Source organism: Sphingobacterium detergens, assembly GCF_003610355.1.
Lineage (GTDB): Bacteria > Bacteroidota > Bacteroidia > Sphingobacteriales > Sphingobacteriaceae > Sphingobacterium > Sphingobacterium detergens.
In genome coordinates this window covers 1,787,707-1,810,231 of the sequence record NZ_RAPY01000001.1, presented here as the reverse complement: position 1 = coordinate 1,810,231, position 22,525 = coordinate 1,787,707, and the positions used below count along the sequence as shown (strand labels likewise).

The 22,525-nt window shown below is 39.1% G+C and carries 24 protein-coding genes and 1 tRNA gene; 15 read left to right on the top strand and 10 right to left on the bottom strand.

Translation table 11 applies throughout. The features are described 5' to 3' along the window. The first annotated feature begins 18 nt into the window (after positions 1-18). Positions 19-417 (top strand): SRPBCC family protein, encoded by a 399-nt coding sequence (locus DFQ12_RS07945; protein WP_120258414.1) that lies wholly within the window; start codon positions 19-21, stop codon positions 415-417. A gap of 65 nt (positions 418-482) precedes the next feature. Here the strand turns inward: DFQ12_RS07945 and DFQ12_RS07940 are convergent, their stop codons facing one another. Next, on the bottom strand, positions 483-1,199 hold the full coding sequence (locus tag DFQ12_RS07940; protein WP_120258413.1) for a superoxide dismutase: 717 nt from the start codon (positions 1,197-1,199) through the stop codon (positions 483-485). Between the two features lie 177 nt (positions 1,200-1,376). On the opposite strand from DFQ12_RS07940, the gene DFQ12_RS07935 reads away from it, so the two are divergent. The 4 genes from DFQ12_RS07935 to DFQ12_RS07920 all read left to right on the top strand — a co-directional run bounded on the left by DFQ12_RS07935 (position 1,377) and on the right by DFQ12_RS07920 (position 4,461). After that, complete coding sequence (locus DFQ12_RS07935; RefSeq protein ID WP_120258412.1) at positions 1,377-2,423, top strand: ferredoxin--NADP reductase; 1,047 nt, start codon at positions 1,377-1,379, stop codon at positions 2,421-2,423. A 172-nt stretch (positions 2,424-2,595) separates the two neighbouring features. Next, positions 2,596-2,949, top strand: a complete 354-nt coding sequence (locus tag DFQ12_RS28645; RefSeq protein WP_425275579.1) for a hypothetical protein — start codon at positions 2,596-2,598, stop codon at positions 2,947-2,949. Between the two features lie 147 nt (positions 2,950-3,096). After that, positions 3,097-3,798 (top strand): CoA transferase subunit A, encoded by a 702-nt coding sequence (locus DFQ12_RS07925; protein WP_120258411.1) that lies wholly within the window; start codon positions 3,097-3,099, stop codon positions 3,796-3,798. A 3-nt stretch (positions 3,799-3,801) separates the two neighbouring features. Next, positions 3,802-4,461: a 3-oxoacid CoA-transferase subunit B gene (locus DFQ12_RS07920; protein WP_120258410.1), complete on the top strand. Its 660-nt coding sequence runs from the start codon at positions 3,802-3,804 to the stop codon at positions 4,459-4,461. 214 nt (positions 4,462-4,675) lie between these two features. Here the strand turns inward: DFQ12_RS07920 and DFQ12_RS07915 are convergent, their stop codons facing one another. Then, complete coding sequence (locus DFQ12_RS07915; RefSeq protein ID WP_120258409.1) at positions 4,676-6,283, bottom strand: acyl-CoA carboxylase subunit beta; 1,608 nt, start codon at positions 6,281-6,283, stop codon at positions 4,676-4,678. Between the two features lie 153 nt (positions 6,284-6,436). On the opposite strand from DFQ12_RS07915, the gene DFQ12_RS07910 reads away from it, so the two are divergent. The 3 genes from DFQ12_RS07910 to DFQ12_RS07900 are packed head-to-tail and all read left to right on the top strand — an operon-like array spanning position 6,437 to position 9,217. After that, entirely contained in the window at positions 6,437-7,585 is a 1,149-nt protein-coding gene (locus tag DFQ12_RS07910) for an acyl-CoA dehydrogenase family protein (protein ID WP_120258408.1), read from the top strand. Positions 7,586-7,591: 6 nt separating this feature from the next. Then, complete coding sequence (locus tag DFQ12_RS07905) at positions 7,592-8,431, top strand: hydroxymethylglutaryl-CoA lyase (protein ID WP_120258407.1); 840 nt, start codon at positions 7,592-7,594, stop codon at positions 8,429-8,431. A 9-nt stretch (positions 8,432-8,440) separates the two neighbouring features. Next, entirely contained in the window at positions 8,441-9,217 is a 777-nt protein-coding gene (locus tag DFQ12_RS07900; protein ID WP_120258406.1) for an enoyl-CoA hydratase/isomerase family protein, read from the top strand. On the opposite strand, the gene DFQ12_RS07895 is transcribed toward DFQ12_RS07900, so the two are convergent. Then, on the bottom strand, positions 9,218-9,691 hold the full coding sequence (locus DFQ12_RS07895) for a hypothetical protein (protein ID WP_147420353.1): 474 nt from the start codon (positions 9,689-9,691) through the stop codon (positions 9,218-9,220). Positions 9,692-10,436: 745 nt separating this feature from the next. Here DFQ12_RS07895 and DFQ12_RS07890 point away from each other — a divergent pair. From DFQ12_RS07890 to DFQ12_RS07875, 4 genes are read left to right on the top strand one after another with little or no spacing between them, the layout of a single operon-like run. After that, the gene (locus DFQ12_RS07890; protein WP_120258404.1) at positions 10,437-11,288 is read left to right on the top strand and encodes an ABC transporter ATP-binding protein; all 852 of its coding nucleotides are present in this window, start codon (positions 10,437-10,439) and stop codon (positions 11,286-11,288) included. Further along, positions 11,272-12,087, top strand: a complete 816-nt coding sequence (locus DFQ12_RS07885) for a hypothetical protein (RefSeq protein WP_147420352.1) — start codon at positions 11,272-11,274, stop codon at positions 12,085-12,087. The genes DFQ12_RS07890 and DFQ12_RS07885 overlap by 17 nt, the downstream gene beginning before the upstream one ends. 1 nt (position 12,088) lies before the next feature. After that, positions 12,089-12,460 carry a GntR family transcriptional regulator gene (locus tag DFQ12_RS07880; protein WP_120258402.1) on the top strand — a complete coding sequence of 124 codons (372 nt, stop codon included), beginning with the start codon at positions 12,089-12,091 and terminating at the stop codon, positions 12,458-12,460. 8 nt (positions 12,461-12,468) lie between these two features. Next, a complete protein-coding gene (locus DFQ12_RS07875) occupies positions 12,469-13,314 on the top strand; it encodes a hypothetical protein (protein ID WP_120258401.1) in 846 nt (281 codons plus the stop codon). A gap of 106 nt (positions 13,315-13,420) precedes the next feature. Here the strand turns inward: DFQ12_RS07875 and DFQ12_RS07870 are convergent, their stop codons facing one another. The 6 genes from DFQ12_RS07870 to prmC form a co-directional block, all read right to left on the bottom strand. Continuing rightward, on the bottom strand, positions 13,421-14,173 hold the full coding sequence (locus tag DFQ12_RS07870) for a 3-keto-disaccharide hydrolase (RefSeq protein ID WP_120258400.1): 753 nt from the start codon (positions 14,171-14,173) through the stop codon (positions 13,421-13,423). Positions 14,174-14,186: 13 nt separating this feature from the next. After that, on the bottom strand, positions 14,187-15,497 hold the full coding sequence (locus DFQ12_RS07865) for a Gfo/Idh/MocA family protein (RefSeq protein ID WP_120258399.1): 1,311 nt from the start codon (positions 15,495-15,497) through the stop codon (positions 14,187-14,189). Positions 15,498-15,586: 89 nt separating this feature from the next. Continuing rightward, entirely contained in the window at positions 15,587-16,630 is a 1,044-nt protein-coding gene (locus tag DFQ12_RS07860) for a LacI family DNA-binding transcriptional regulator (RefSeq protein ID WP_167457209.1), read from the bottom strand. Between the two features lie 305 nt (positions 16,631-16,935). After that, a complete protein-coding gene (locus DFQ12_RS28270) occupies positions 16,936-17,109 on the bottom strand; it encodes a hypothetical protein (protein ID WP_208642464.1) in 174 nt (57 codons plus the stop codon). A gap of 207 nt (positions 17,110-17,316) precedes the next feature. Then, positions 17,317-17,389 (bottom strand) — tRNA-Lys (locus DFQ12_RS07855). Between the two features lie 118 nt (positions 17,390-17,507). Further along, entirely contained in the window at positions 17,508-18,368 is an 861-nt protein-coding gene (gene prmC, locus DFQ12_RS07850; protein WP_120258397.1) for a peptide chain release factor N(5)-glutamine methyltransferase, read from the bottom strand. Positions 18,369-18,401: 33 nt separating this feature from the next. Between prmC and ribD the strand changes: the two genes are divergently transcribed. Then, positions 18,402-19,445 (top strand): bifunctional diaminohydroxyphosphoribosylaminopyrimidine deaminase/5-amino-6-(5-phosphoribosylamino)uracil reductase RibD, encoded by a 1,044-nt coding sequence (ribD, locus tag DFQ12_RS07845; protein WP_120258396.1) that lies wholly within the window; start codon positions 18,402-18,404, stop codon positions 19,443-19,445. A 71-nt stretch (positions 19,446-19,516) separates the two neighbouring features. Next, the gene (locus tag DFQ12_RS07840; RefSeq protein WP_120258395.1) at positions 19,517-20,800 is read left to right on the top strand and encodes a DUF2851 family protein; all 1,284 of its coding nucleotides are present in this window, start codon (positions 19,517-19,519) and stop codon (positions 20,798-20,800) included. Here the strand turns inward: DFQ12_RS07840 and DFQ12_RS07835 are convergent. Continuing rightward, the gene (locus DFQ12_RS07835; RefSeq protein WP_120258394.1) at positions 20,797-21,447 is read right to left on the bottom strand and encodes an ankyrin repeat domain-containing protein; all 651 of its coding nucleotides are present in this window, start codon (positions 21,445-21,447) and stop codon (positions 20,797-20,799) included. The genes DFQ12_RS07840 and DFQ12_RS07835 overlap by 4 nt on opposite strands. Positions 21,448-21,793: 346 nt before the next feature. Here DFQ12_RS07835 and DFQ12_RS07830 point away from each other — a divergent pair, with 346 nt between their 5' ends. Then, positions 21,794-22,363, top strand: coding sequence for a UbiX family flavin prenyltransferase (locus tag DFQ12_RS07830; RefSeq protein ID WP_120258393.1), 570 nt, complete (start codon positions 21,794-21,796; stop codon positions 22,361-22,363). Positions 22,364-22,525: the final 162 nt, after the last annotated feature.

Sequence of the window (22,525 nt, the reverse complement as noted above, 5' to 3'; positions counted from 1 at the left end):
GATGAATAATTTACCGTTATGACTACTATTCAGAACACAACAGAAATCAACAGAAATGTCAGCGAGGTATTTGCTTTTTTGACTGATCTCAATAATCATGAGCAGTTAATGCCTGAAAATATCTATAATTGGTCTTCAACGTCGGATGAAGCGCGATTTACCATTCAAAATATGGCAAAATTAGCGCTAAGAGTGGAGGAGCGTGTAGAAAACCAATTGATCAAACTGATTCCTTCTGAAAAAGCGCCTTTCGAGGTTACATTGCGTTGGGAGGTGCAAGCAGTATCAGAAACTGTGACCAAAGCTACGTTTATAATTGATGCAGATCTGAATATGATGATGAAAATGATCGCATCAGGGCCACTTCAGAAACTGATTGACTTTCAGGTAAACAAACTTAAAGCTGTACTGGGATAGTAGGTCTTATTACGGAATATAACATAAAAAAAGCTCGATCTAACGATCGAGCTTTTTTTATGTTATTATGCGAGTCGCTCATTTACTTTTTTCCAATTGACGACATTCCACCAATTTTTAATATAGTCTGCTCTCTTGTTTTGATAATGTAAGTAATAAGCATGTTCCCAAACGTCGAGTCCCAAAACTGGGATGCCTTTTACTTCAGCAACATCCATTAATGGATTATCCTGATTTGGGGTAGAAGTTATTTTCAGGTTCCCCGAATCATCAAGAATCAACCAGGCCCAGCCTGAACCGAAGCGGCTTGTCGCTGCGGCAGCGAATTGCTCCTTAAATTTATCTAATGAGCCAAAGGACTTATTGATCATCGTCAACAATTTTTCTGATGGTTGACTAGCTTTGTCGGACAGGCTTTCCCAAAAGAAATTGTGATTCCATGCACCGCCAGCGTTATTTCTGGCTTTCGGGGAATATTTGGATATATTAGCTAAAAGCTGTTCCTCTGAAGTTTCTTTGATCGCCTCAGCAACAATAGCTTCGTTGACAGCATTGATATAGGCCATATGATGCTTTGTATAATGGATTTCCATCGTCAAGGCGTCAATATTGGGCTCCAATGCGGCATAACTGAAAGGTAACTTTACTTGGGAAAACTTTAAGGTAGCGGCATTTAATTCAGTTGCTTTCGCGGAAGCAATATCTTGTAATATTGATCCAGATACAGCAATACCCAATGTGGCTTTTGCTGCATTTTGAAGGAAGTTTCTGCGTGTTTGCATATAATCTTATTATAATAAGTTTCGATATAAATATAACGTGAAATTCTACAAATATTGTACAAGAATTGTCTGCCAATTGTAATACAACAAAATTGTTATAAAAGGTATCTGAAAAAGCCTATTTCCGTTCTGGTTTTTACATTTGTGTAAGCCAAAATTCGACAGTATATTTGAATTATGTACGCATTACGAATAGCAAAGATAATTCCCCAACCCAATAATAATATTACTTTTCAATTGGAATCTCTTATCGGAGACTATCCTAGATACAAAGCGGGGCAATTTATTACACTTTCATTTATGTTTGGTGATCGGGAGGTTCGTCGTTCCTATTCTTTTAATAGTTCGCCGGATTATGATGAGCCATTAAGTATTACAGTAAAACGTGTGGAAAATGGAGAGATCTCAAGATTGCTTCATCATACTATTGCGGAAGGGGATATTGTTCAGGCCATGGAGCCACAGGGATTATTTACATATGAGCCTGATGCACATAAAGTAAGAACCTTGTTTTTATTTGCAGCAGGTATTGGTATAACGCCTTTATATTCTATTCTTAAAACAGCGCTGCTTGTTGAAGATAAGTCTAAGGTGGTACTGGTGTATAGCAACAGCGCCTCTGATCAGACGCCATTTCGTGAGGAGCTGGAGGAATGGGCCATGAAATTCCCTGATCGCTTAACGATTGTCTGGATTTATTCCAACAGTAAATATCTGATGAAAGCCCGCCTGAATCGGGATTATATTCTTTCCATTGTCAAGGATCATCTTGCGGGGGAAAAAGAGGAAGCTCTATTTTATACCTGTGGACCGGTGATTTATATGGATTTATGTCGTTTTACACTTTTGGGTATGGGCTTCGATGCCAATCAGATTAAGAGAGAAACATTTTTATTGCCCGAAAATGAAGAGGATGATGACGATGAATCTGAAAAGGAAATTGATACGACATCCTATCGAATCAAATTACATTTTCAAGGCGAAAGCTATGATCTTGAGGTCCCGTATAATAAATCTATTCTGGATGTCGGACTGGAGCATAAAATCAAGCTACCCTATTCTTGTAAATCTGGCATGTGCAGTACATGTATCTCACAATGTTCCAAGGGGAAAGTCCGAATGGATTATAACGAAGTGTTAACCGATCGTGAAATGGAAAATGGGCGTATCTTGTTGTGCACGGGCCATCCTACTGTTGAAGGAACAGAAATTGAGGTACTTTAAAAAACAGGCTGTATTTATCTCGTTTGTTTGATTAATTGCGTGTATTCCCGAATAATATTTTAATATATTATTTATTATTATCTATTTGTTCTGCTATGTGCTGCAATTAAAATTGCATATAAAAGCAAATTTAGCTAAGTTTGGGTATAACCGTATTTTATATCCAACTATTATGGGAAAATTACTCTGGAGCCCGATAGAAGAACAAAAATCTCAATCTGAGATCAATAAATTCAAACAGTATATCGAACAGCGATATTCATTATCCTTCGCGCCTTATCATGATCTATGGGCATGGTCAACGTCAACTATTGCCGATTTTTGGCAGGATGTTGTAACTTACTTTATTATAAAATTTTATTCAGGTTTTTACAGGGTATTAGCTTATCCAGCGAACAGCAATAGTTTTTTTGGATCGAAGTGGTTTAGTGGATTGACATTAAATCATGCTGAACATGTATTTCGCTGTGAAACGGGGGCAGATACCAACGCATTTGCACATTCCAATGGGTACCTTCAGCGTTAATTTCACAACCATCACGTTACATATATGCAACGGTGGAGATGGTAAGCAAAGAGGATGTGGCCAATGTTATTCAGTTGATTTAGGAAACCCTATTAATGATAAAATCAAACATCAGTTTGAAATACTTTTAACCCAATAACGCTAATAATGATAGATAAAACAGTAAAAAATGTACAAGAAGCCTGCAATGGCATCGAAGACGGAATGACCATAATGTTAGGCGGTTTCGGGCTTTGCGGTATTCCCGAAAATTCTATTGCCGAGCTGGTAAAAAAAGAAGTGAAAGATTTAACCTGTATTTCTAATAATGCGGGTGTTGATGATTTTGGTTTAGGCTTACTTTTACAAAAAAAGCAAATCAAGAAAATGATTTCATCTTACGTTGGCGAGAACGCTGAATTCGAAAGGCAGCTTCTAAGCGGCGAATTGGAAGTAGAACTAATCCCGCAAGGCACTTTGGCGACACGTTGTATGGCTGCAGGATATGGAATGCCAGCTATTTATACACCAGCAGGCGTTGGAACCGAAATAGGTGAGGGCAAAGAAGTGAGAAACTTTAAAGGCAAAGATTATCTTTTGGAATATGCTTTCGATGCCGATTTTGCTATTGTTAAAGCCTGGAAAGGCGACAAAGCAGGCAATCTTATCTTTCGTTCTACAGCTAGAAATTTTAATCCTATAATGGCTATGGCCGGTAAAATAACCATTGCCGAAGTCGAGGAACTGGTAGAGGTTGGCGAACTAAATCCAGACGAAATTCATACTCCAGGAATTTATGTTCACAGAATTTTCCAGGGAGAACATTACGAAAAGAGAATCGAGCAAAGAACCGTAAGACCTAAAAACTAAATTATGGCATTATCTAAAGAACAAATTGCACAACGTATTGCAAAAGAAATTAAAAATAATAGTTACGTTAACCTAGGTATCGGAATTCCAACTTTGGTAGCGAATTACATTCCAGAAGGTGTGAATGTGGTTCTGCAATCCGAGAATGGACTTTTAGGAATGGGGCCTTTTCCTTTCGAAGGTAGCGAAGATCCAGATTTGATTAATGCGGGCAAGCAAACCATTACCACATTGCCGGGGTCTGCAATTTTCGATTCAGCACTAAGTTTTGGGATGATTAGAGCCCAAAAAGTAGATTTAACCATTTTAGGTGCCATGGAAGTTTCCGAAAGTGGTGATATTGCTAATTGGAAGATCCCGGGAAAAATGGTGAAAGGAATGGGCGGTGCCATGGATCTTGTCGCCTCGGCTAAAAATATTATCGTTGCCATGCAACAAGTTAATAAAAGTGGTGAAAGTAAACTCCTCGCAGAATGCACACTTCCATTAACAGGTGTAAAGTGCATAAAAAAAATTGTCACTGAATTAGGCGTTTACGAAATTCTACCAGAGGGAGGTTTCCAGCTTTTAGAAAGAGCTCCAGGTGTAAGTGTTGATGAAATAAGAACTGCAACAGCTGGAAAATTAATTGCCGACGAAAATATACCCGAAATGGTTTTTTAATGAAAAAAGTGTTACAAATAAATGGATTTATAGTGCTGTAACCAAAATTGGGGCTGGCTGAATTTGAAATCATCAGTAAAACATGGAATATAAGGTATAAACAATGAAAGGTTCTTAGAGTCCTTTAAATAAAGCCCTCCTGTATCATTCGATACAGGAGGGCTATTTAATTACTGGGGCAGCTATTATCGTCTACACGTTTTTTGTATTATACTTATACCTGAATTACCCCAACATTGTATCGCTCGACAATGGGCTTTTCGTTAGCGGCTTCAATTCCCATGCTAATGACTTTTCTGGTTTCATCAGGGGCAATAATTCCATCTACCCAAAGTCGGGCAGCGGCATAATAAGGACTTAACTGCTCATTATATCGGTCTTCAATGGATTTCAATAGTATATTCTTTTCTTCTTCATTGATTTCCTTCCCCTTAGCTTTTAATGCTGATTCCTGGATCTGAAATAGCGTTTTGCCGGCCGCGGCGCCACTCATGACGGCCATTTGGGCGCTTGGCCAAGCATAAATCAACCGAGGATCATAAGCCTTACCGCACATTGCGTAATTTCCCGCTCCATAGCTATTTCCTACGATGAACGTAAATTTGGGTACGACGGAATTTGCCATTGCATTAACCATTTTGGCGCCATCCTTAATAATTCCACCTTGTTCGGATCGGCTACCGACCATAAATCCAGTGACATCCTGAAAGAAGACAAGCGGAATGTTTTGTTGGTTGCAGTTCATGATAAAGCGTGCGGCTTTGTCTGCTGAGTCACTATAGATAACGCCACCCATTTGCATTTCCATTGCATTACCAGGTTTCTTTGCTTTAATGATTTCCCGTTGATTGGCGACGATACCTACAGCCCATCCATCTATACGTGCAAGTGCGCATACAATGGTTTTGCCGTAATCGGGTTTGTACTCCTCCAGTGTTTCTGCATCAACAATCGCATCGAGGATGTCCTGCATGCGGTAAGGTTTGGTTCGATCCTCTGGAAGGATTTCTATAATTTTTTCGGGGTCTGTTTTTGGAGGCTGGCTTTCCTTTCGATTGAAATTTGCTTTTGCATGCCCGCCGATTTTATCAATTACGTTTTTAATTGCTGTGAGGCAACTTTGATCGTCGGGGAATTTGTTGTCTGTGACACCCGATATTTCGGAATGTGTGGAAGCGCCACCGAGTGTTTCGGCATCTACAGTTTCACCAATAGCTGATTTAACCAAATAGGGTCCAGCTAGGAATACAGATCCTGTACCTTCAACAATGAAAGCATAGTCTGACATGATGGGTAGGTAGGCGCCGCCTGCGACACAGCTACCCATGATCGCGGCAATCTGCGGAATACCCATGGAGGACATGCGTGCATTATTACGGAATATTCGTCCAAAGTGTTCTTTGTCGGGGAAGATTTCATCTTGCATCGGTAGAAAAACGCCCGCGGAATCCACCAGATATATTATCGGAAGGTTGTTTTCCATGGCGATTTCCTGTGCACGAAGATTTTTCTTTGCCGAGATCGGAAACCAGGCTCCAGCTTTTACTGTGGCGTCATTGGAAACGATAACGCAAAGTTTGGATTTAACATAACCCAATACCGCTGCACAGCCGGCATTCGTGCAGCCTCCGTGTTCAGTGTACATGCCCTCTCCAGCAAACATGCCTATTTCGAGGTATTCCCGGTCTGGATCTAGTAAGTATACTATTCTTTCCCATGCCGATAGCTTACCTTTCTCTTTCAATTTTTTGATTTTATCGATGCCACCACCGAGTTTTAAATTTTCTCTTTTTTGGCGAAGTAATGCGAGCAGCTCCTTCATAGTTTATAATTCTGGTTTAAAAAGCGATATGATTAAGAATTTCTTATTTTTAGATAAATTTAAAATAAAATTTTAAAATATTTGCAATTTTATTCCTAAATATTTTGATATATTTGAATTGTATTACCGATTGTAAATTTAATATTCATACTTATGTTTATTGAAAATAAACAACAAATGGATATGATCAGACAGAGTGCACGAGATTTTGCACAGTATCATATCAAACCTTATGTGATGGAATGGGATGAAGCCCAAATATTTCCAATAGAAGTTTTTAAAAAATTAGGTGAACATGGTTTCATGGGCGTTATCGTTCCCGAGGAATACGGCGGTTCGGGCCTAGGTTATCAGGAGTATATCACCGTGCTGGATGAAATCTCCAAAGTTTGTGGATCGATCGGACTTTCGGTGGCGGCACATAACTCATTGTGTACCAATCATATTTTGAGTTTTGCTAATGAAGAACAGAAGAAACGCTATCTTCCGAAACTGGCTACTGCGGAATGGATTGGTGCTTGGGGCCTCACGGAGACTGGCTCAGGCTCGGATGCCGGTGGTATGACCACCTTTGCCGAAAGGGATGGAGATTATTATGTGCTGAATGGTTCGAAGAATTTTATTACACATGCCATTAGTTCGAGTGTCGCTGTTGTGATCGCTCGGACAGGGCAAAAGGGTGATAAAAAAGGAATGTCCGCCTTTATTGTCGAAAAGGATACGCCAGGGTTTACTGCAGGAAAAAAAGAGAATAAATTAGGCATGCGTGCTTCGGAGACGGCATGTTTATTTTTTGATAACTGTAGGATTCACCGTGACCAGCTCATCGGTGAGGAAGGTCAAGGATTTGTGCAGGCGCTAAAGCTTTTGGATGGCGGGAGAATCTCTATTGCTGCCCTTTCTTTGGGTATTGCACGTGGTGCATATGAATGTGCGTTAAAATATGCACATGAAAGAGAGCAGTTCGGCAAGAAGATTTACGATTTTCAGGCTGTTTCATTTGCCTTGGCGGATATGGCTACCCAAGTAGAGGCGAGTGAGCTATTGACCCGTCAGGCGGGGTATCTCAAAGATCATGGTGAACGCGTATCCAAAATTGGTGCGATGGCCAAGCTGTATGCTTCTGAGGCGGCAGTAAGTGTTTCAAATGAATCTGTACAGATTTTTGGTGGATATGGTTTTACAAAAGATTATCCTGCGGAAAAGTTCTTCCGTGATGCCAAACTATGTACAATAGGCGAGGGAACATCCAGTATTCAGAAGATGGTGATTGCCCGCGAAATTGAGAAAGATATTTTATAGTATAATATGAAAGATCAGGTTGTATTGGTCGATTGTCCACGAGATGCCATTCAGGGGCTACATAATTTTATTGCAACAGATAAAAAAGTCAAACATATCAATACGTTGATAGAAAGTGGCTTATTTGATGTGATTGATTTTGGTTCGTTTGTTTCTCCAAAGGCGGTTCCGCAATTGGCTGACACAAAAGAAGTCCTGAATGGCGTTTTGAAGAATGATCGGGTAAAGTTATTGGCAATTGTCGCCAATCTGAGAGGCGTTCAAGAGGCTGTTCAAGAGGAAAAAATAGATTTTATAGGTTATCCATTTTCTATATCAGAAACATTCCAGTTGCGCAATACAAATAGAGGGCTGGACGATTCTTATCAGCAATTGAAGGAAATGAAAACCTTGGCTGACACCTATGGTAAGAAATTGGTAGTGTATATTAGCATGGCTTTTGGTAATCCATATGGTGATCCCTGGTCAGTAGATCTGGTTGAAGAATGGATCGACCGGCTTATGCAGCTTGGTGTAGCTGAATTTTCTTTGGCGGATACGACTTCAGAGGCGAGTGTTGGGCAGATTGCCGATCTCTTTGGTCTTGTCCGGACGCGTTATCCGCGGCTCGCTGTAGGGGCGCATTTTCATGCTAGGCGGGAAGATAGCCTTGCAAAGGTTCAGGCTGCTTACGATGCAGGCTGCCGTAAGTTTGAAGGGGCATTATTGGGTTACGGTGGATGTCCATTTGCCAAAGATGATTTGGTTGGAAATATTCCATCAGAAATTTTGCTGGATCTTTTTGATAGGGGGAGTTTGATGGAGAAGATGGCCCTGGAGGAGAGCTTTAGACAGATGATCTTGTAGATAGAATAAATGGAAAAATTGAATTTCATAAAGGTGCAACGCGAACAGCATGTGCTTATATTGACGCTGGCGCGATCGGAGAAAAGGAATGCTTTTAGTCCGACCATGGTGAGTGAGATTGCCTATGCTTTGGCAGTGGCTAATGCGGATCCAGAGATTCGTTTGATACAGGTTGAAGCTGAAGGGCCCGTATTTTGTGCCGGGATGGATCTGAAAGCTTTTGAAGATCCGTTGGTTGATGAGGCTAATCCTCGGATTCCCAAGGTCGAGAAATCGCTGGCCGAACTGTTTGCTAATTTAGATAAACCGTCGATATGTGTCGTTCGTGGCGATGTGATTGCAGGTGGATTTTTAATTGCCTTATCCTGCACTTATTTGTTTGCCATGCCGCAGGTGCGATTTTCGTTACCGGAAGTGAAGATCGGCCTTTTTCCTTTTCAGGTATTGGCGTTGCTCCTAGAGTATATGCCCGAGCGGAAAGCAATGGATCTTTGTATTCAAGGTCGGTCTTTCTCGGCAGAAGAGGCACTGGAAAAGGAGTTGCTTTATGCAATTTTAGAGCCAGAGGAGGCCGAATTAGATGCATTGAAAAGAGCTATTGTAGAGAATGCGCCCTTGGCTATCACAAAGGGTTTTGTGGCGCTTCGTAAATTGAAAGAAAATTCGTTGGTGGATAAATATGCGTTTCTTTTGGATGAGCTTGCTAAACTCCGTCAGACAGCCGACTTCAAAGAAGGGATGGCGGCAATGCGTGATAAACGAAAGGGAGAGTGGAAGAATAGCTAATCAAAAAGAACGGAAGCTTGGTCGACTGGTCAATGGAGAAAATTCCCAGGGAATAGAACTTAATACGATCAATAAAGCAAGACCAAACCAAATGAGTAAAATTTTAAAACGTCGATCATCTGTATCGGCGTTTTTGCTTTTTAGACTTCCAATGAGCAGAAATATTGCTGCGAGAATCATCATGCTGCTATGCTCCATTCCGAAAAAACGGATCTGTCGTAAGTGTACAGCTGTTTTGAAATGTGTCAGAAAATACTGTGTGATCGGACTTAATATATAGAGTATGATACCCATTAATGCTTGCATATAAAAAGCAATAATGACCGCCTTTTTTAAGAAATTATCGGTAGGGGTGAAGGGGAGTCTCTTCTTTTTTTGATAGGCAAAACGTAATAAACTAACTATAAGAATGATCAAAACAATCCATCGCCAGGTGGAATGCAAAGCTAAAATAAAGGCGTAAATAGAAGTCATAGCGATACAAAGATGAACATAAAATACATTAAAAAACATTTCAGTCACTTGATTATTGTGACAACAGCAAAGCAGATTCGGGTTAAAAATGATTGCTGAGTTCTATCATTGAATGAGAAGATGATAAAAATGAGGCTTGAATTTAATGTGATTTTTTTGTTTATGTAGTGTTTGTAGTGTTTTGATTATTAATTATTTAAAATCTATATAATCCCGGTATTAACTTAAGGTTAATTGGTTTCTGAGTGCTGCAAACGCGGTTTTTGGCTAGATTGTATAGGGAAATTAGCTCAAAAGTGTAGTGGCGAATTCCAATTTTAATTCACTTTAGTGATTAGGGTGCGTAATGTGTGGTTTTTGATGCTTTTTAAGCGATTTGAGAGGTTTTTTGCTGGTAATCGTATCTTCCTTCATCGGGACGAAAAAGTGTTCTCAAGGCGCTAATTTTAAGTTTTTTGTGTTGCGGCGGTTTTAGATATGCGCGAAAATAGCGTATTCTGATCTTATTTTTTCATTATGAATTTCGTAATTTGTTTGTTTAATTGTCTTTTTATCAGTATGTATATGTTATTTATATGAACTTATTGTTTGTTGTTTTTGCTGATTTTTAGGTGTAATAAAGGGGGGAGACCTAGCGACCTTATCGCCTTTAGAGGGGAGCCACAGATTTATTTTTTTTAAATATTTTTTGGAAATATCGGGAAGTAGTATCTATATTAGTGTATTAATTAAATAATACAGTAGTATGATTACTATCCAAAATCTAAATTTCAGTTATAGTAAGTCCAGGCCACTCTTTCTTCAAATGGATCTCACCTTGAAGCAGGGGCATATCTATGGATTACTTGGAAAGAACGGCGCGGGTAAGTCTACCTTGCTAAAAAATATTGCCGGCTTGGTATATCCCGTTTCGGGGATGGTTGAAGTCTTGGGACACAACCCAACTCGAAGGGAGCCTTCTTTGTTGCGGGAGATCAGTTTTATTCCGGAGGAGTTTTATTTGCCTGCGGTAAAATCAGAACAATTTTTAAAAGCCAATGCTGGGTTTTATCCCAATTTTGACCGGGAACATTTTTATCGCTTGATCAAAGAATTTGAAATTCCGGTAGAACAAAAATTGGCGGAGATGAGCTATGGTCAGAAAAAGAAATACATTATTTCCTTCGGTTTGGCTTCCAATACGAAAATTATCATTATGGATGAACCTACAAACGGGCTAGATATTCCTTCTAAAGCGCAGTTTCGTAAAATTATGGCTTCGGCCATTACAGACGACCGTTGCGTAATTATCTCAACCCATCAGGTACGTGATCTGGATAATCTGATTGATGCGGTCATTTTGCTTGATGAGCATAAGGTAGCGTTGAATGCACCTGTTAACCTGATTACCGATAAGCTCTGTTTTAAAAAGATGAAGGAACTATCTTTTGATGTGCTGCATGCGGAGGAGGCGCTTGGAGGTTTCAATGTGATTCTTCCAAATACACTGGCGGAAGATTCCAAACTGGATCTGGAGTTGTTGTTCAATGCGGTGTTACAGCAAAAGGAAAAAATTACAAACCTCATTAAAGTCGATGAATATGTCAGACCTGTTTAATACTACACGTTTTTTTGCACTGATCCGTAGGCAATGGGTCGGTTTTGGACGAATATATCTGATGTCAATAGGTGTAATCGCAGGCGTAATCTTTTGTTTTTATGCTTTCAATGTGGGGACTAATTATGATCATCTTCAGCATGATTTTGCCAATGTTTATTCGATATTGAATTTTAGATCACCTTTATTCTGTGTATTGGGATTGTTTTTTGTGACTGTGATCTCGAGCAGTTATTTTGCTGATCTTGGACGTAAGACAAAAGCTATTTTTGAATTGATGATACCTGCTTCGCAATTGGAGAAATTTTTGGTCGGTATTTTCTATACAGTGATCATTGGGATCAGCTCATATCTACTGATCTATTATCTGATCGATCTAGCCTTCATTTCCTATTTGCGAGGTTTTGGTCCTTCCGTTAGAACGGAGGTAAATGAACTTGGTGAACAGGTTACGGTGGAGTTCTGGCAATATTTTTTTAGCGTGGATTATCCGAGCGGCGCGTATTATGCCTGTTTTTTACCTGTCGTATTGAATGCCATATTTTTACTGGGGGGTATTGTTTTTAAGAGCTATCAATATATTAAGACCGCGATCTCACTGTTGCTTTATTGCGTGGTTTGGATGTCTTTTTTTGTGTATCTCATGAAAACACAAACGGAAAATACAGTGGGGCGCATGGATGATAATTATTGGTCAGATTCAAACCACATCTTTGGGCTAATTACAATGACAGGAATAGCGCTCACATTGATATTCTGGGGGATTGCCTTTTTAAGGTTAAAAGAGAAGGAGATTTAATATGGAATTTAATGCCAACAAAGCGATTTATCTACAGATTGCGGAATATGTATGTGATCATATTTTAATGGAAACCTGGAAAACGAACGACAAGTTGCCCTCGGTGCGGGAGCTGGCAGTTCAATTGGAGGTGAATCCGAATACAGTTATGAGGACCTATGATATGCTGCAACAGAAGGAGATTATCGCGAATAAACGCGGAATCGGTTTTTTCTTGACCGGGGATTCTGTCCGGAATGTTAAATCTTACCGGAAGACGGTTTTTTTGGAAGAGGATCTTCCATTGTTCTTTCGGAATATTTATTTATTGGAAATTGGTCTAACTGAATTGGAGCAACGTTACAGACAGTTTGTTGAACAGAATTTTAATTAAAATGAATCATGAAATTAAGTACTAAATTATTGATAGGGCTCGCAATATTCCTTTTTGTTGTTCCGACATTGGTGGCCTCTTATTTTGTTCGGATCAATAGGGTAGATGCAAACGTTTATCATGCAAATGTGGAAAAGGAGGTGTCAAACCCTGGTGCGGCAGATGTTTATTTTCGGTCGTTTCCTATAGGTAAATTTGATAAACTGCAGATCCTTGGTTCAGATGCCAGGGGGATCAATTTATATGTGGTGAAAAGTGATAAGTTTATGCTGAAGGTGAATAAGAGCCAGGCGGATTTTATAAAAGCCAAGGTAGATGCTGATGGTTTTCTGGTGCTGGATTTTTTGGAAGGTGGTGACAAGTATTATAAGTCGGTCTATATATTTACACCTGATCTGAAAATATTAAAATTGAAGAAAGCCGATGTGAACGAGTTTTCTGCGAAACTTGATGAGTTCACTATTGTTGGTGATAGTGTTGAGAATTTTTCTTTAAGTGGAGAAACGGCCATCAATACGCTTAATTTGGTTTTGACAAATTCGCATATAGATGATTTTGGCTACCGTGACGACAAAAATACGGCACCTGTCAGTCATTTACACGTTGATATCACCAACACCAATCTAGGGTTGCCTCGGGTTGATTACAAGATTGCTGATATTCTTGCTAAGAATTCGGAGATCTATTTTAATAGAAAAGGTGATAAATCTAAGGTAGATGTTTTGGATATCAAAACGGAAGGTGTTTCTTCTGTCCGGCTTGATAGTTTGCAATGGAATACATTGAAAGGACGTTTGTCAAATGATACAAAAATTGATTTGCCAGTGCATGCATTGCGTAATCTGATCAAATAGTCTTTCGTATTGATTTTGTTTGCCAAGGTCTTGCGAACAGGCATTTGCTGTGTAAAAGCTCAAAATTCAAACAATTGGAATTTTGAGCTTTTTGGTATATCCTGACCTATGGGTTAATAAGCGCTGCGACCTGTTGGTCACTTGTGACGCCAGGTTCCAGTGCTATCAGTTTAAAATTGCGGAAATGAATCTCCGATCCTTCAGATTCGAGGCAGAGGTAGCCTTTTTTTACAGTTGAATTGCGTATTCCGTTGACAAATTTCCCGTTGACAGCTAATTTGATTGTGCCGTCAACACATATGATTGTGTATTTGTTCCATTCGCCTTTCCCCTTAGCTCTGTTTTCTATGGATTTGCTACGTGTACCACGGGGGGTGTCCGGTATTGTGGTAACGCCACCGACACCAAATAGTTCGCCATGCACGTAGGCAATTGGTGCTTGTTTGCCATCAATATGATTCTGATTTACCCAGTCCAATTCAAGCATTTGTACTTCTACGCCTCCAGGTAGCCTGCCGGATGGATCAGGTTTGGCATCTGACCAAACGAAGATTCCTGAATTACCGCCAGCGTATTGATGGTTCCATTCGACATGGATAATAAAGTTTTCGTACTGTTTTGAAGAGCGTACTACACCTATTGGTTTTCCCTTGCAAATGAGATTCCCCTTTTCGATACGCCATGTTTCAGGGTCTGTATTGACATTAATCCAGTGAATTTTTTCTGCGTTCTTCTTGTTTAATACCCAATCGTCCCATTGGATTTCCTGACCAAAATTGAATAAGGTGTTGTCTTGGGCAAGGAGGATGTTATTGTTAAGCAGTAAAATGCAGAAAATAGAATAAATAAGTCTTTTCATAAGGTTTTGGAGGTTAGCTAAACTTTGTCTTTCCAGGTGTAGCAACAGGAGGTCCGTCTATGTTAAGTTCCCAATTATAAGACGATAATTCCGGGCCAAGACTTTCTTTCGAATTTATTACTTGATCAAAGGTTAGGTTTTGACCTGTATAGCCTGCCATGCGTGCCCAAATAGCCAGCAATGTGCTGTTGGTCATCCACTCGCCATCATTGATCGGTTTGTTACTTCTGATTGCCGCAAATAACTCATCATGTTGCGTTTGGTACATATTGTTTTTTGCTCCGGTGTAATTCCAGTCCATTTTTCCAGTTATTGTATGTTTTCCGCCAATGATGACTTCGGCCGCACCTTCTGATCCTAACATGCTTACTGAGTTTCTAGGGGTGGCTCCAGCTTGTTGTCGACAGAAGTGTGTTCCGATAGCTCCATTTGCGTACTTAAATTCTATCGCAAAATGGTCGTAGATATTTCCATATTTTGAATCTACACGGACTTGTCTGCCGCCTGTACCCATCGCTGAAATAGGCATAACGTCACCCATGGCCCAAGACATCATATCTAAACTGTGTACTGCTTGTTCTACGATAAAATCACCAGAAAGCCAGTTGTAATAAAACCAGTTTCTCATTTGTTGGGTCATTTTATTCCATTCTGGACGTGGATCGATATAGGTCGCTTCGCCACCATAGCGAAATGTACTAACTGATCTTACCTGGCCTATTGCTCCTTCTAACACTTTAGTAAATGTAGCTCGGTTTGGAAGATCATAACGGAAGCAGAAGCCAGAAACAAGTGATAAATTTAATTCTTTTGCTTTTTTTACCGACTGTAATACACTCTGTAGCCCTGGTACGTCAACGGCCATAGGTTTTTCACAGAAGATATGTTTTTTTGCGTTAACAGCAGCTTTTAAATGCAGTGGCCTAAATGCCGGTGGAGAGGTTAACAATACCACGTCTACATCACTATTGATTACTTTTTCGAAGGCATCGAAACCTAAGAACTTGTTGTTTTTGTCAATTTTTACCTGTTTTGGGCGAACTTCCATCAAAGCGGCATAGGATTCGTCCATGCGGTCCTGGAAAACGTCTGCCATAGCCGTAATTTGACAATTTGGATCAGCCTGTAAAGCTTGGATCGCTGCGCCAGTGCCTCTGCCGCCGCAGCCTATAAGCCCTACTTTAATGATTTGATCTTTTGATTGGTTTGTAAAGGAGAACAACGAAGAGGTTGGGAGGGAGCTTCCGAGGGCAATGATACTGGATTTTTTTAGGAATGATCTCCTTGAGTTGTTTCCTGGATGGTTATCGGAATTGAATGACATATTGTATTTAATGTTTATAAATGAATATAATGGTGTTAAGTTGTTAAATGATGTAACGTTTGTTTCATATTGGTCTAAAAAGACACTGCCTATTCACGAGATACAGAAGTTGATTTTCGATGTTCTATTTTACAGTCTAAAAAGTAAGTTTCAAATTCGAAATAATTTTTTTTATTTCTATTTTTTAACATCTCTAACAACAGTTCTACAGATCGATCGGCCATAAGACGTGTTGGTTGGGTAATAGTTGTCAAGGACGGGTTTAAGCTATTCGCAAAAGGTGTGTTGCTGAAGCCGATTAAATTCATGTTTTCTGGAATCTTTACGGCTAACTTATTTAATATATGTAAGACCTTTAATGATAAAGTGTCCGTGGTCGATAGCAGTGCATCTGGATGTATGGGGTTGCTTAATAAGCTGCTTATTTTTCTTTCGAGCTCTTCATCAATATCATCTTTGGGACTTGAATAAGATATTTCCACAATATTTTGTTCGTTATAAGGAATCGAACAGTTGAATAGTGCATCTTTGTACCCCTTAATCCTGCTGGCATTACCTCCGATATCTTTACATAGCAGTAAAATGATGTTTTTACGGCCATTTTTTATCATTTCTTCGGTAGCTTGATAGATTACCTTGTTGTTTTGTATGCCGATTTTAAAGGTGTTAAGTTGATGATTTATTCGGTCAAAAATAATGATTGGGCATATCTGCTCCATGATATACATCAACAGGGATAAGCTGGAGTCGTTTTTTACGGGTGAAATGATGATACCATCGATATTACTTTGTACGCAGAGTTCCAGTGCTTCTTTCTCCTTTTTTTCATCGTTGAACGTCTGGAGTAAGATTAACTGGTAATTTGTTTGGGATAATATCAGGGAGATTTCTTCGTAGAAATCGAAGAAGAACGAGCTTGAAATAAAAGGGACAATAATAGCCAGTGTATTTGAGCGTCCAGTTTTTAGGCTTTTGGCTGAAAAGTTTGGAATATAGTTAATCTTCTGCGTGTAAGCTAGGATCATTTTTTTTGTTTCCGCACTGATTTCATGACTATCATTAAGCGCCTTGGAAATGGTCCCCGGTGAAAGGTTTAATTGCTTTCCAATCTCTTTTAAGGTAATTCTTTTCATGTTCTCTTTCCTCTCCATTTCTTATCATTATCCATCCGCTATTCGCTGTTGAATAGGGTTAGAATTATTTTTTTGAATGCTGCTTCGCAGGTTGAATTGTATTCAGATGATGAATTATTAAATTATAAAGATAACATAAAAAAGAGGTTTTCAAATGGGGTTTGCAAAAAGCGGCGGTAATTCAATGTAAAAAGCCTTATTTACCGGAGTTGAGGTGGAAGGGCTAGGGAAAAGGAGAGTGACGCGGGCATGAACATAGGATCTGGCATCTTTCAATTTTCATGAAAGATGCCAGATCCTATGTATTATTTGGACCCGCCGAAAAGCTTGCTGATTAGCCAGATGACAAGCGCAACGACAACTACAACAATGAGTATACCTGTCCAAACACCGGCTTTAAAAATACTCTCTATCACAGAGCAGCTTGTCATTAATAAAAGCGTACTTGACATTAAGGAGAAAGGCACTATTTTTTTCATAATGGATCGTATTAATTATTCGTTTTCTATATAATAACGACAATTTAAACTGCAAATAGTTTTCAATATATCTTGCGAATAGCTGAGTCCCACGGTTTCTGTGTGCTTTGTAGAATATTCGATGGATCTAATTTGGTCAAGCCCTTCTTTCGAATCCTTATATCCTTAAACAAGAAAAGCTAATCTTGCGATTAGCTTTTCTCTTAGTGATCCCGCTGGGATTCGAACCCAGGACCCATACATTAAAAGTGTATTGCTCTACCAGCTGAGCTACGGAATCCTTTCTGTTTTTGAAAGTGATGCAAAGGTATAATTTCTTTCTATATGCTCCAAATTATTGGTTTTAAAATTTGGTTTATCGGCGGTAACTGTCTAATAAATAAAAAGATTATTTTTTGCTAGCCCCTCTTTTTTGCATGAATTATCCTATTTGCACCATTGATATCCTTGATAAGCTGAACATGATGAAAACCTTTTTTCTCTATGAGCTCCTTTGTTTCCGGTCCCAGATATTGATTAATCTCAAAATAAAGATCGCCATTAGGTACCAAATGTTTTAATGCAAATGAGGAAATTACATCATAAAAGATCAATGGTGCACTTTCTTCAATGAATAAAGCGAGCTCAGGTTCGTAAGCTAATACGTTCTGTTGCATGTACTGTTTTTCATTTGGCGTGATATAGGGGGGATTGGAAACGATAATATCGTATTGTTGGTCTGAAAAGACGTAATCCCATTCTAGAATATCCGCATTGATGAAATGAATGGTTTCCCCTAGTCGTTGCGCATTTTTTTTGGCGGTATTGATGGCTTCTTTGGAAATATCTACTGTGGTCACCTGGGCCTGATTTAGGTGCTTTGATAAAATAATAGGAATGCATCCCGAACCAGTTCCGATATCAATGACCTTTAATCCCGATAAGCTAGCGTGTTTTTTTATGATCAAATCAACAAGCTCCTCTGTTTCTTGTCTCGGTATCAGAACGGATTCATTCACTTCGAAAAATTCCCCATAGAAATCGGCCTTATTTAAAATATATTGAATAGGCCTATTTTTTTTGAGATCCTGAACAATGTTCAGCAAACGAATAGCATCCGTTTCAGATACTAAATCACTTTTTTTCAATTGATAAGCTATTCTTTTTATACCCAATAGTTCTTCCATAATAAGTAGAAATATAGATTTTATTTCTTCCTTGTCATAGATGGAATTTAATTCGTGTTGAAACGTTAATTCGAAATCTTGAAGTATTCTCATGCGTCAAAGGTACGATTTTCATAGATTTGCATTATGAATATGCACAGGCAATATATGCAACGCTGCTTGGATCTCGCTCAGCTAGGAGCAGGATCTGTCAGCCCAAACCCCATGGTGGGTGCAGTTATCGTTCATGACGACCAAATTATAGGCGAGGGGTATACTTCTCCTTACGGAGGTCCTCATGCTGAAGTTAACGCCGTAAGTCAGGTGTTGGACAGGTATGGAGATACTGCGAGGGAATTATTGGGTGCAAGTACATTTTATGTGAGCCTTGAGCCCTGCGCACATTATGGTAAAACACCTCCTTGTGCGAATATGATCGCTGATCTTAAACCGCTGAAGGTTTTTGTGGCTTGTTTGGATCCTTATGCAAAGGTCAATGGGAAAGGTATTGAAATATTAAAAGAGGCTGGTATTGAAGTTGAAATTGGACTTTTAGAGAAAGAAGCGATCTGGCTCAACCGCCGTTTTTTTACACGAATTAGCCAACATCGCCCTTATGTTATTTTAAAATGGGCCCAATCTAAAGATGGCTTAATAGGTCAAGAGGATAAACAGGTTTGGATTAGTAACGCCGCTAGTCAACAATTGACTCATCGTTGGCGCGCAGAAGAGGGTGCAATTTTAGTGGGAACAAATACTGTCCGGATTGACAATCCCAGTTTGACCGTTAGGCATTGGAAAGGTAAAAATCCAATCCGTGTGTTGATTGATCGAGATTTAGTCATTTCACCGGAGGCTAAGATTTTTGATGAAAAAGCTGATGCCATTGTTTTTAATGCAAAAAAAACTGACTGGCAAGGCCATATTAAACATATTGAACTTGAAAACTATGGTCTATATTTACCACAAAGTATTCTTTATCAATTGTACCTGATGGATGTGCAATCTATTATCATTGAAGGCGGAGCGAAGACCTTACAAACATTTATTGATGCTGGTCTCTGGGATGAAGCACGGGTATTTCAATCTGAGACAGAATTGCATACTGGTGTACCTGCTCCAAAATTGAATGGCAGGATTCTTGAAAAGCAAATGATTTCCAATGATTTGCTTGTGGTTTATGTGAAATGATCCCGATAAATTGTATATTTAGGAAATTATAAACCTTTGATCTGCAGGATCTAATTTTTTAGAATACAATTATGGTGGTTACAGAAAACTTAATGCAGTTTATCTGGAAACTACGGCTATTCAATACAATAGGATTGCTATCTAGTGATGGAGAGCCGTTGACTGTGATAAACCTTGGTCAGCATAACCTGAACGCAGGACCAGATTTTTTAATGGCTCATGTTACACTTGGAGACAAGGAATGGCATGGAAATATTGAAGTCCATATTCGTTCGTCGGACTGGGATCGACACCAGCATCAGGAAGATGTTGCTTATAATAATGTCATACTTCATGTTGTTTGGATAAATGATAAAATCATACACCGCAGGGATGGAAGTGTTATTCCGACGATCTTGCTTTCGGAATATGTAGATCCACATTTACTCAATAAATATTCGACGATGATGAATGCGACAAATTGGATTCCTTGTCAATCGCAGCTTAGTTCTGTTGATTCGTTAAAGAAGACGATGTGGTTGGATGCCTTATCTTATGAGCGCTTGGAAATGAAAGTTCAGGTGATCTTTGATTTGTTGGATGATTATGAAAATGATTGGGAGAAGGTTTTCTGGATCTGGCTGTGTAGATGCATGGGGCTAAAGGTGAATGCTGAAGTATTTCAGGAGCTTGGAGAGAAGCTTCCATTGCCCTTATTACATAAATATCGTTCTGATATATTGAAGATCGAAGCGATTTTTTTTGGAACGGGTGGCTTTTTACTCAGTGAAGGAGATGATGAATATACTAATTTACTCTATGAAGAGTTTATTTATCAGCAGCGTGTTCATAAAATTGCGGTGGTAAACGGGGGATGGAAAAAGTTGAGAATGAGACCTTATAATTTTCCTGAACTTCGAATCGCGCAGTTGGTTACATTGTTTAGTCAGAAATCATTGAGTCTTTCAACGGTTTTAAGCTTGGAGAATGTGGAGGATGCAAGATCGTTGTTTGGTATAGAACCGTTAAATGAATACTGGAAGTGTCGTTTTTCATTAGGAGGAAATACGTCCAGTGAACATTCCGGGAAAATAGGAAAGGGTACCATCGATATTCTCCTTGTCAATGCGGTAGTGCTCTTTCTTTTTGCTTATGGGAAATACTATGGGATAGAGAAATATATCGACAAAGCTATCCACTTTATGGAGACGCTACCTGCTGAAAAAAATACGATCGTAAAACGGTTTGAAGAATTCGAATGGGCTGCCGAAAATGCCTCTCAGAGCCAGGCAATATTACAGTTGAAGAAATTATACTGCGACAAGAAGCAATGTCTTCATTGTAGGATTGGTGCCGAAATTTTGCGAAGCGGTTAATTTGCCAGTATTTCGGCGATTTCTTTATATCCTTTTTCCAAAGCGAGGTTTGCTGGTGTAAATCCTGCTAAGTTGACAATTTGGGTGTCTGCACCAAATTCCAATAAGGCTACAATGAAGTCGATATTTCCGTGTTGGGCAGCAAAATGTAGTGCAGTTTCACCTGTTGCTTGGACTGCATTAACATCAGCATCGGCTTCAATAAGCATTTTACCGATTTCCTCATTATTATTTGATGCAGCAATATGTAGTGGGGAAGCAAGCTGTTCGTTTCTACTGGCGATATTTGGGTTTACCTTCTTGGATAATAATAGACGGACGATATCAGCTTTGTTGAAATAGGTTGCGAGTGTCAATGGTGTAAAACCATGGGAAGACCATTCGTTGACAACAGATGGGGCTTGTTGGATAATTGCTTCCACGTATGCGGTTAATCCTGCAGCACAAGCCTCATGGATGGTCATCGACTTGGTGTGTTGTAAAAGTATCCGGATAATTTGTGGTTTGTTATAATAACATGCTAATAATAAGGGGGAAATGCCATGACTGGTAGTTTCTTGTAGTAATTCAGGGTTTCCGATCAATAATAGATCGATGTCGTGACTTTTTCCTTCTTCAATATATTGTTCTAAAACAGAAAGATTCATTTTCAAATATAATTGCGTAACTCTTCTACTAAAATAGGTTTTATTAATGAAAATAACTGTTTGAATAGCGAATTTATTTCCTAAATCAGCCTGCTATAAATGGCAGAAAAATGGCCGGGGATATAAATTTTTAGAAGAATTGGGATGGGAATAGGATTGAAAAGGGCATTTTTTGAAAATTTATATACACAAATGTGTAGTAATTCATATAATATTTTTGAAAATTAAAAAGTAGATGTACTTTTGTTAAGCCCCTCCCAAGGGCATGTTTTTCATAGGTAGATGTAGGGTCGAGTGTTTCTCACTTCGACCCTTTTTTTATAGCTTTGTTTTATATTTAAAGGAAATGTCCAAAAGAAAAATTGTTGTTGCTATTACAGGAGCTAGCGGCTCTATATATGCGAAGTTGTTGCTGGAAAAACTGAATTCACTAAAATCTCAGCTAGCTGAGGTTGGTATCGTGATGTCTAATAATGCGAAGGATGTGTGGCGGGCCGAATTGGGCGACGAGAGCTATCAAGATGTGCCTTTCAAGTTCTACGATAAAAATGATTTTTTTGCACCATTTGCATCGGGTTCGGCGCGTTTTGACACCATGATTGTCTGTCCATGTTCTATGGGAACCTTATCAAGAATTGCTTATGGAACTTCTTCAGATCTTACTACCCGTGCAGCGGATGTAATGTTAAAGGAAAGACGGAAGCTTATTTTGGTTACAAGGGAGACACCATTAAGTATTATCCATATTCAGAATATGAAGCTGGTTACGGAAGCTGGTGGAATTATTTGTCCTGCTTCTCCATCTTTCTATAGCCTTCCAAAAACTTTAGAGGAGTTGGCTGAGACAGTGGTCGATCGAATTTTAAGTTTAGCGGGATTTGATTTTAAACATTATCAGTGGGGAGAAAATTCATAATGAATGTTCACTGAAATCTATTTTTAGTGTTCTATAATAAAATTGTATTTTGTAACTTTGTTTCTCGAAATGAAGCAATCAAAAGCATCACGCGAAAAATCTATTTATAGCTATACAATTTATAGTGATAAATTCGTTTTTTGTTTATCATCATGGAACACG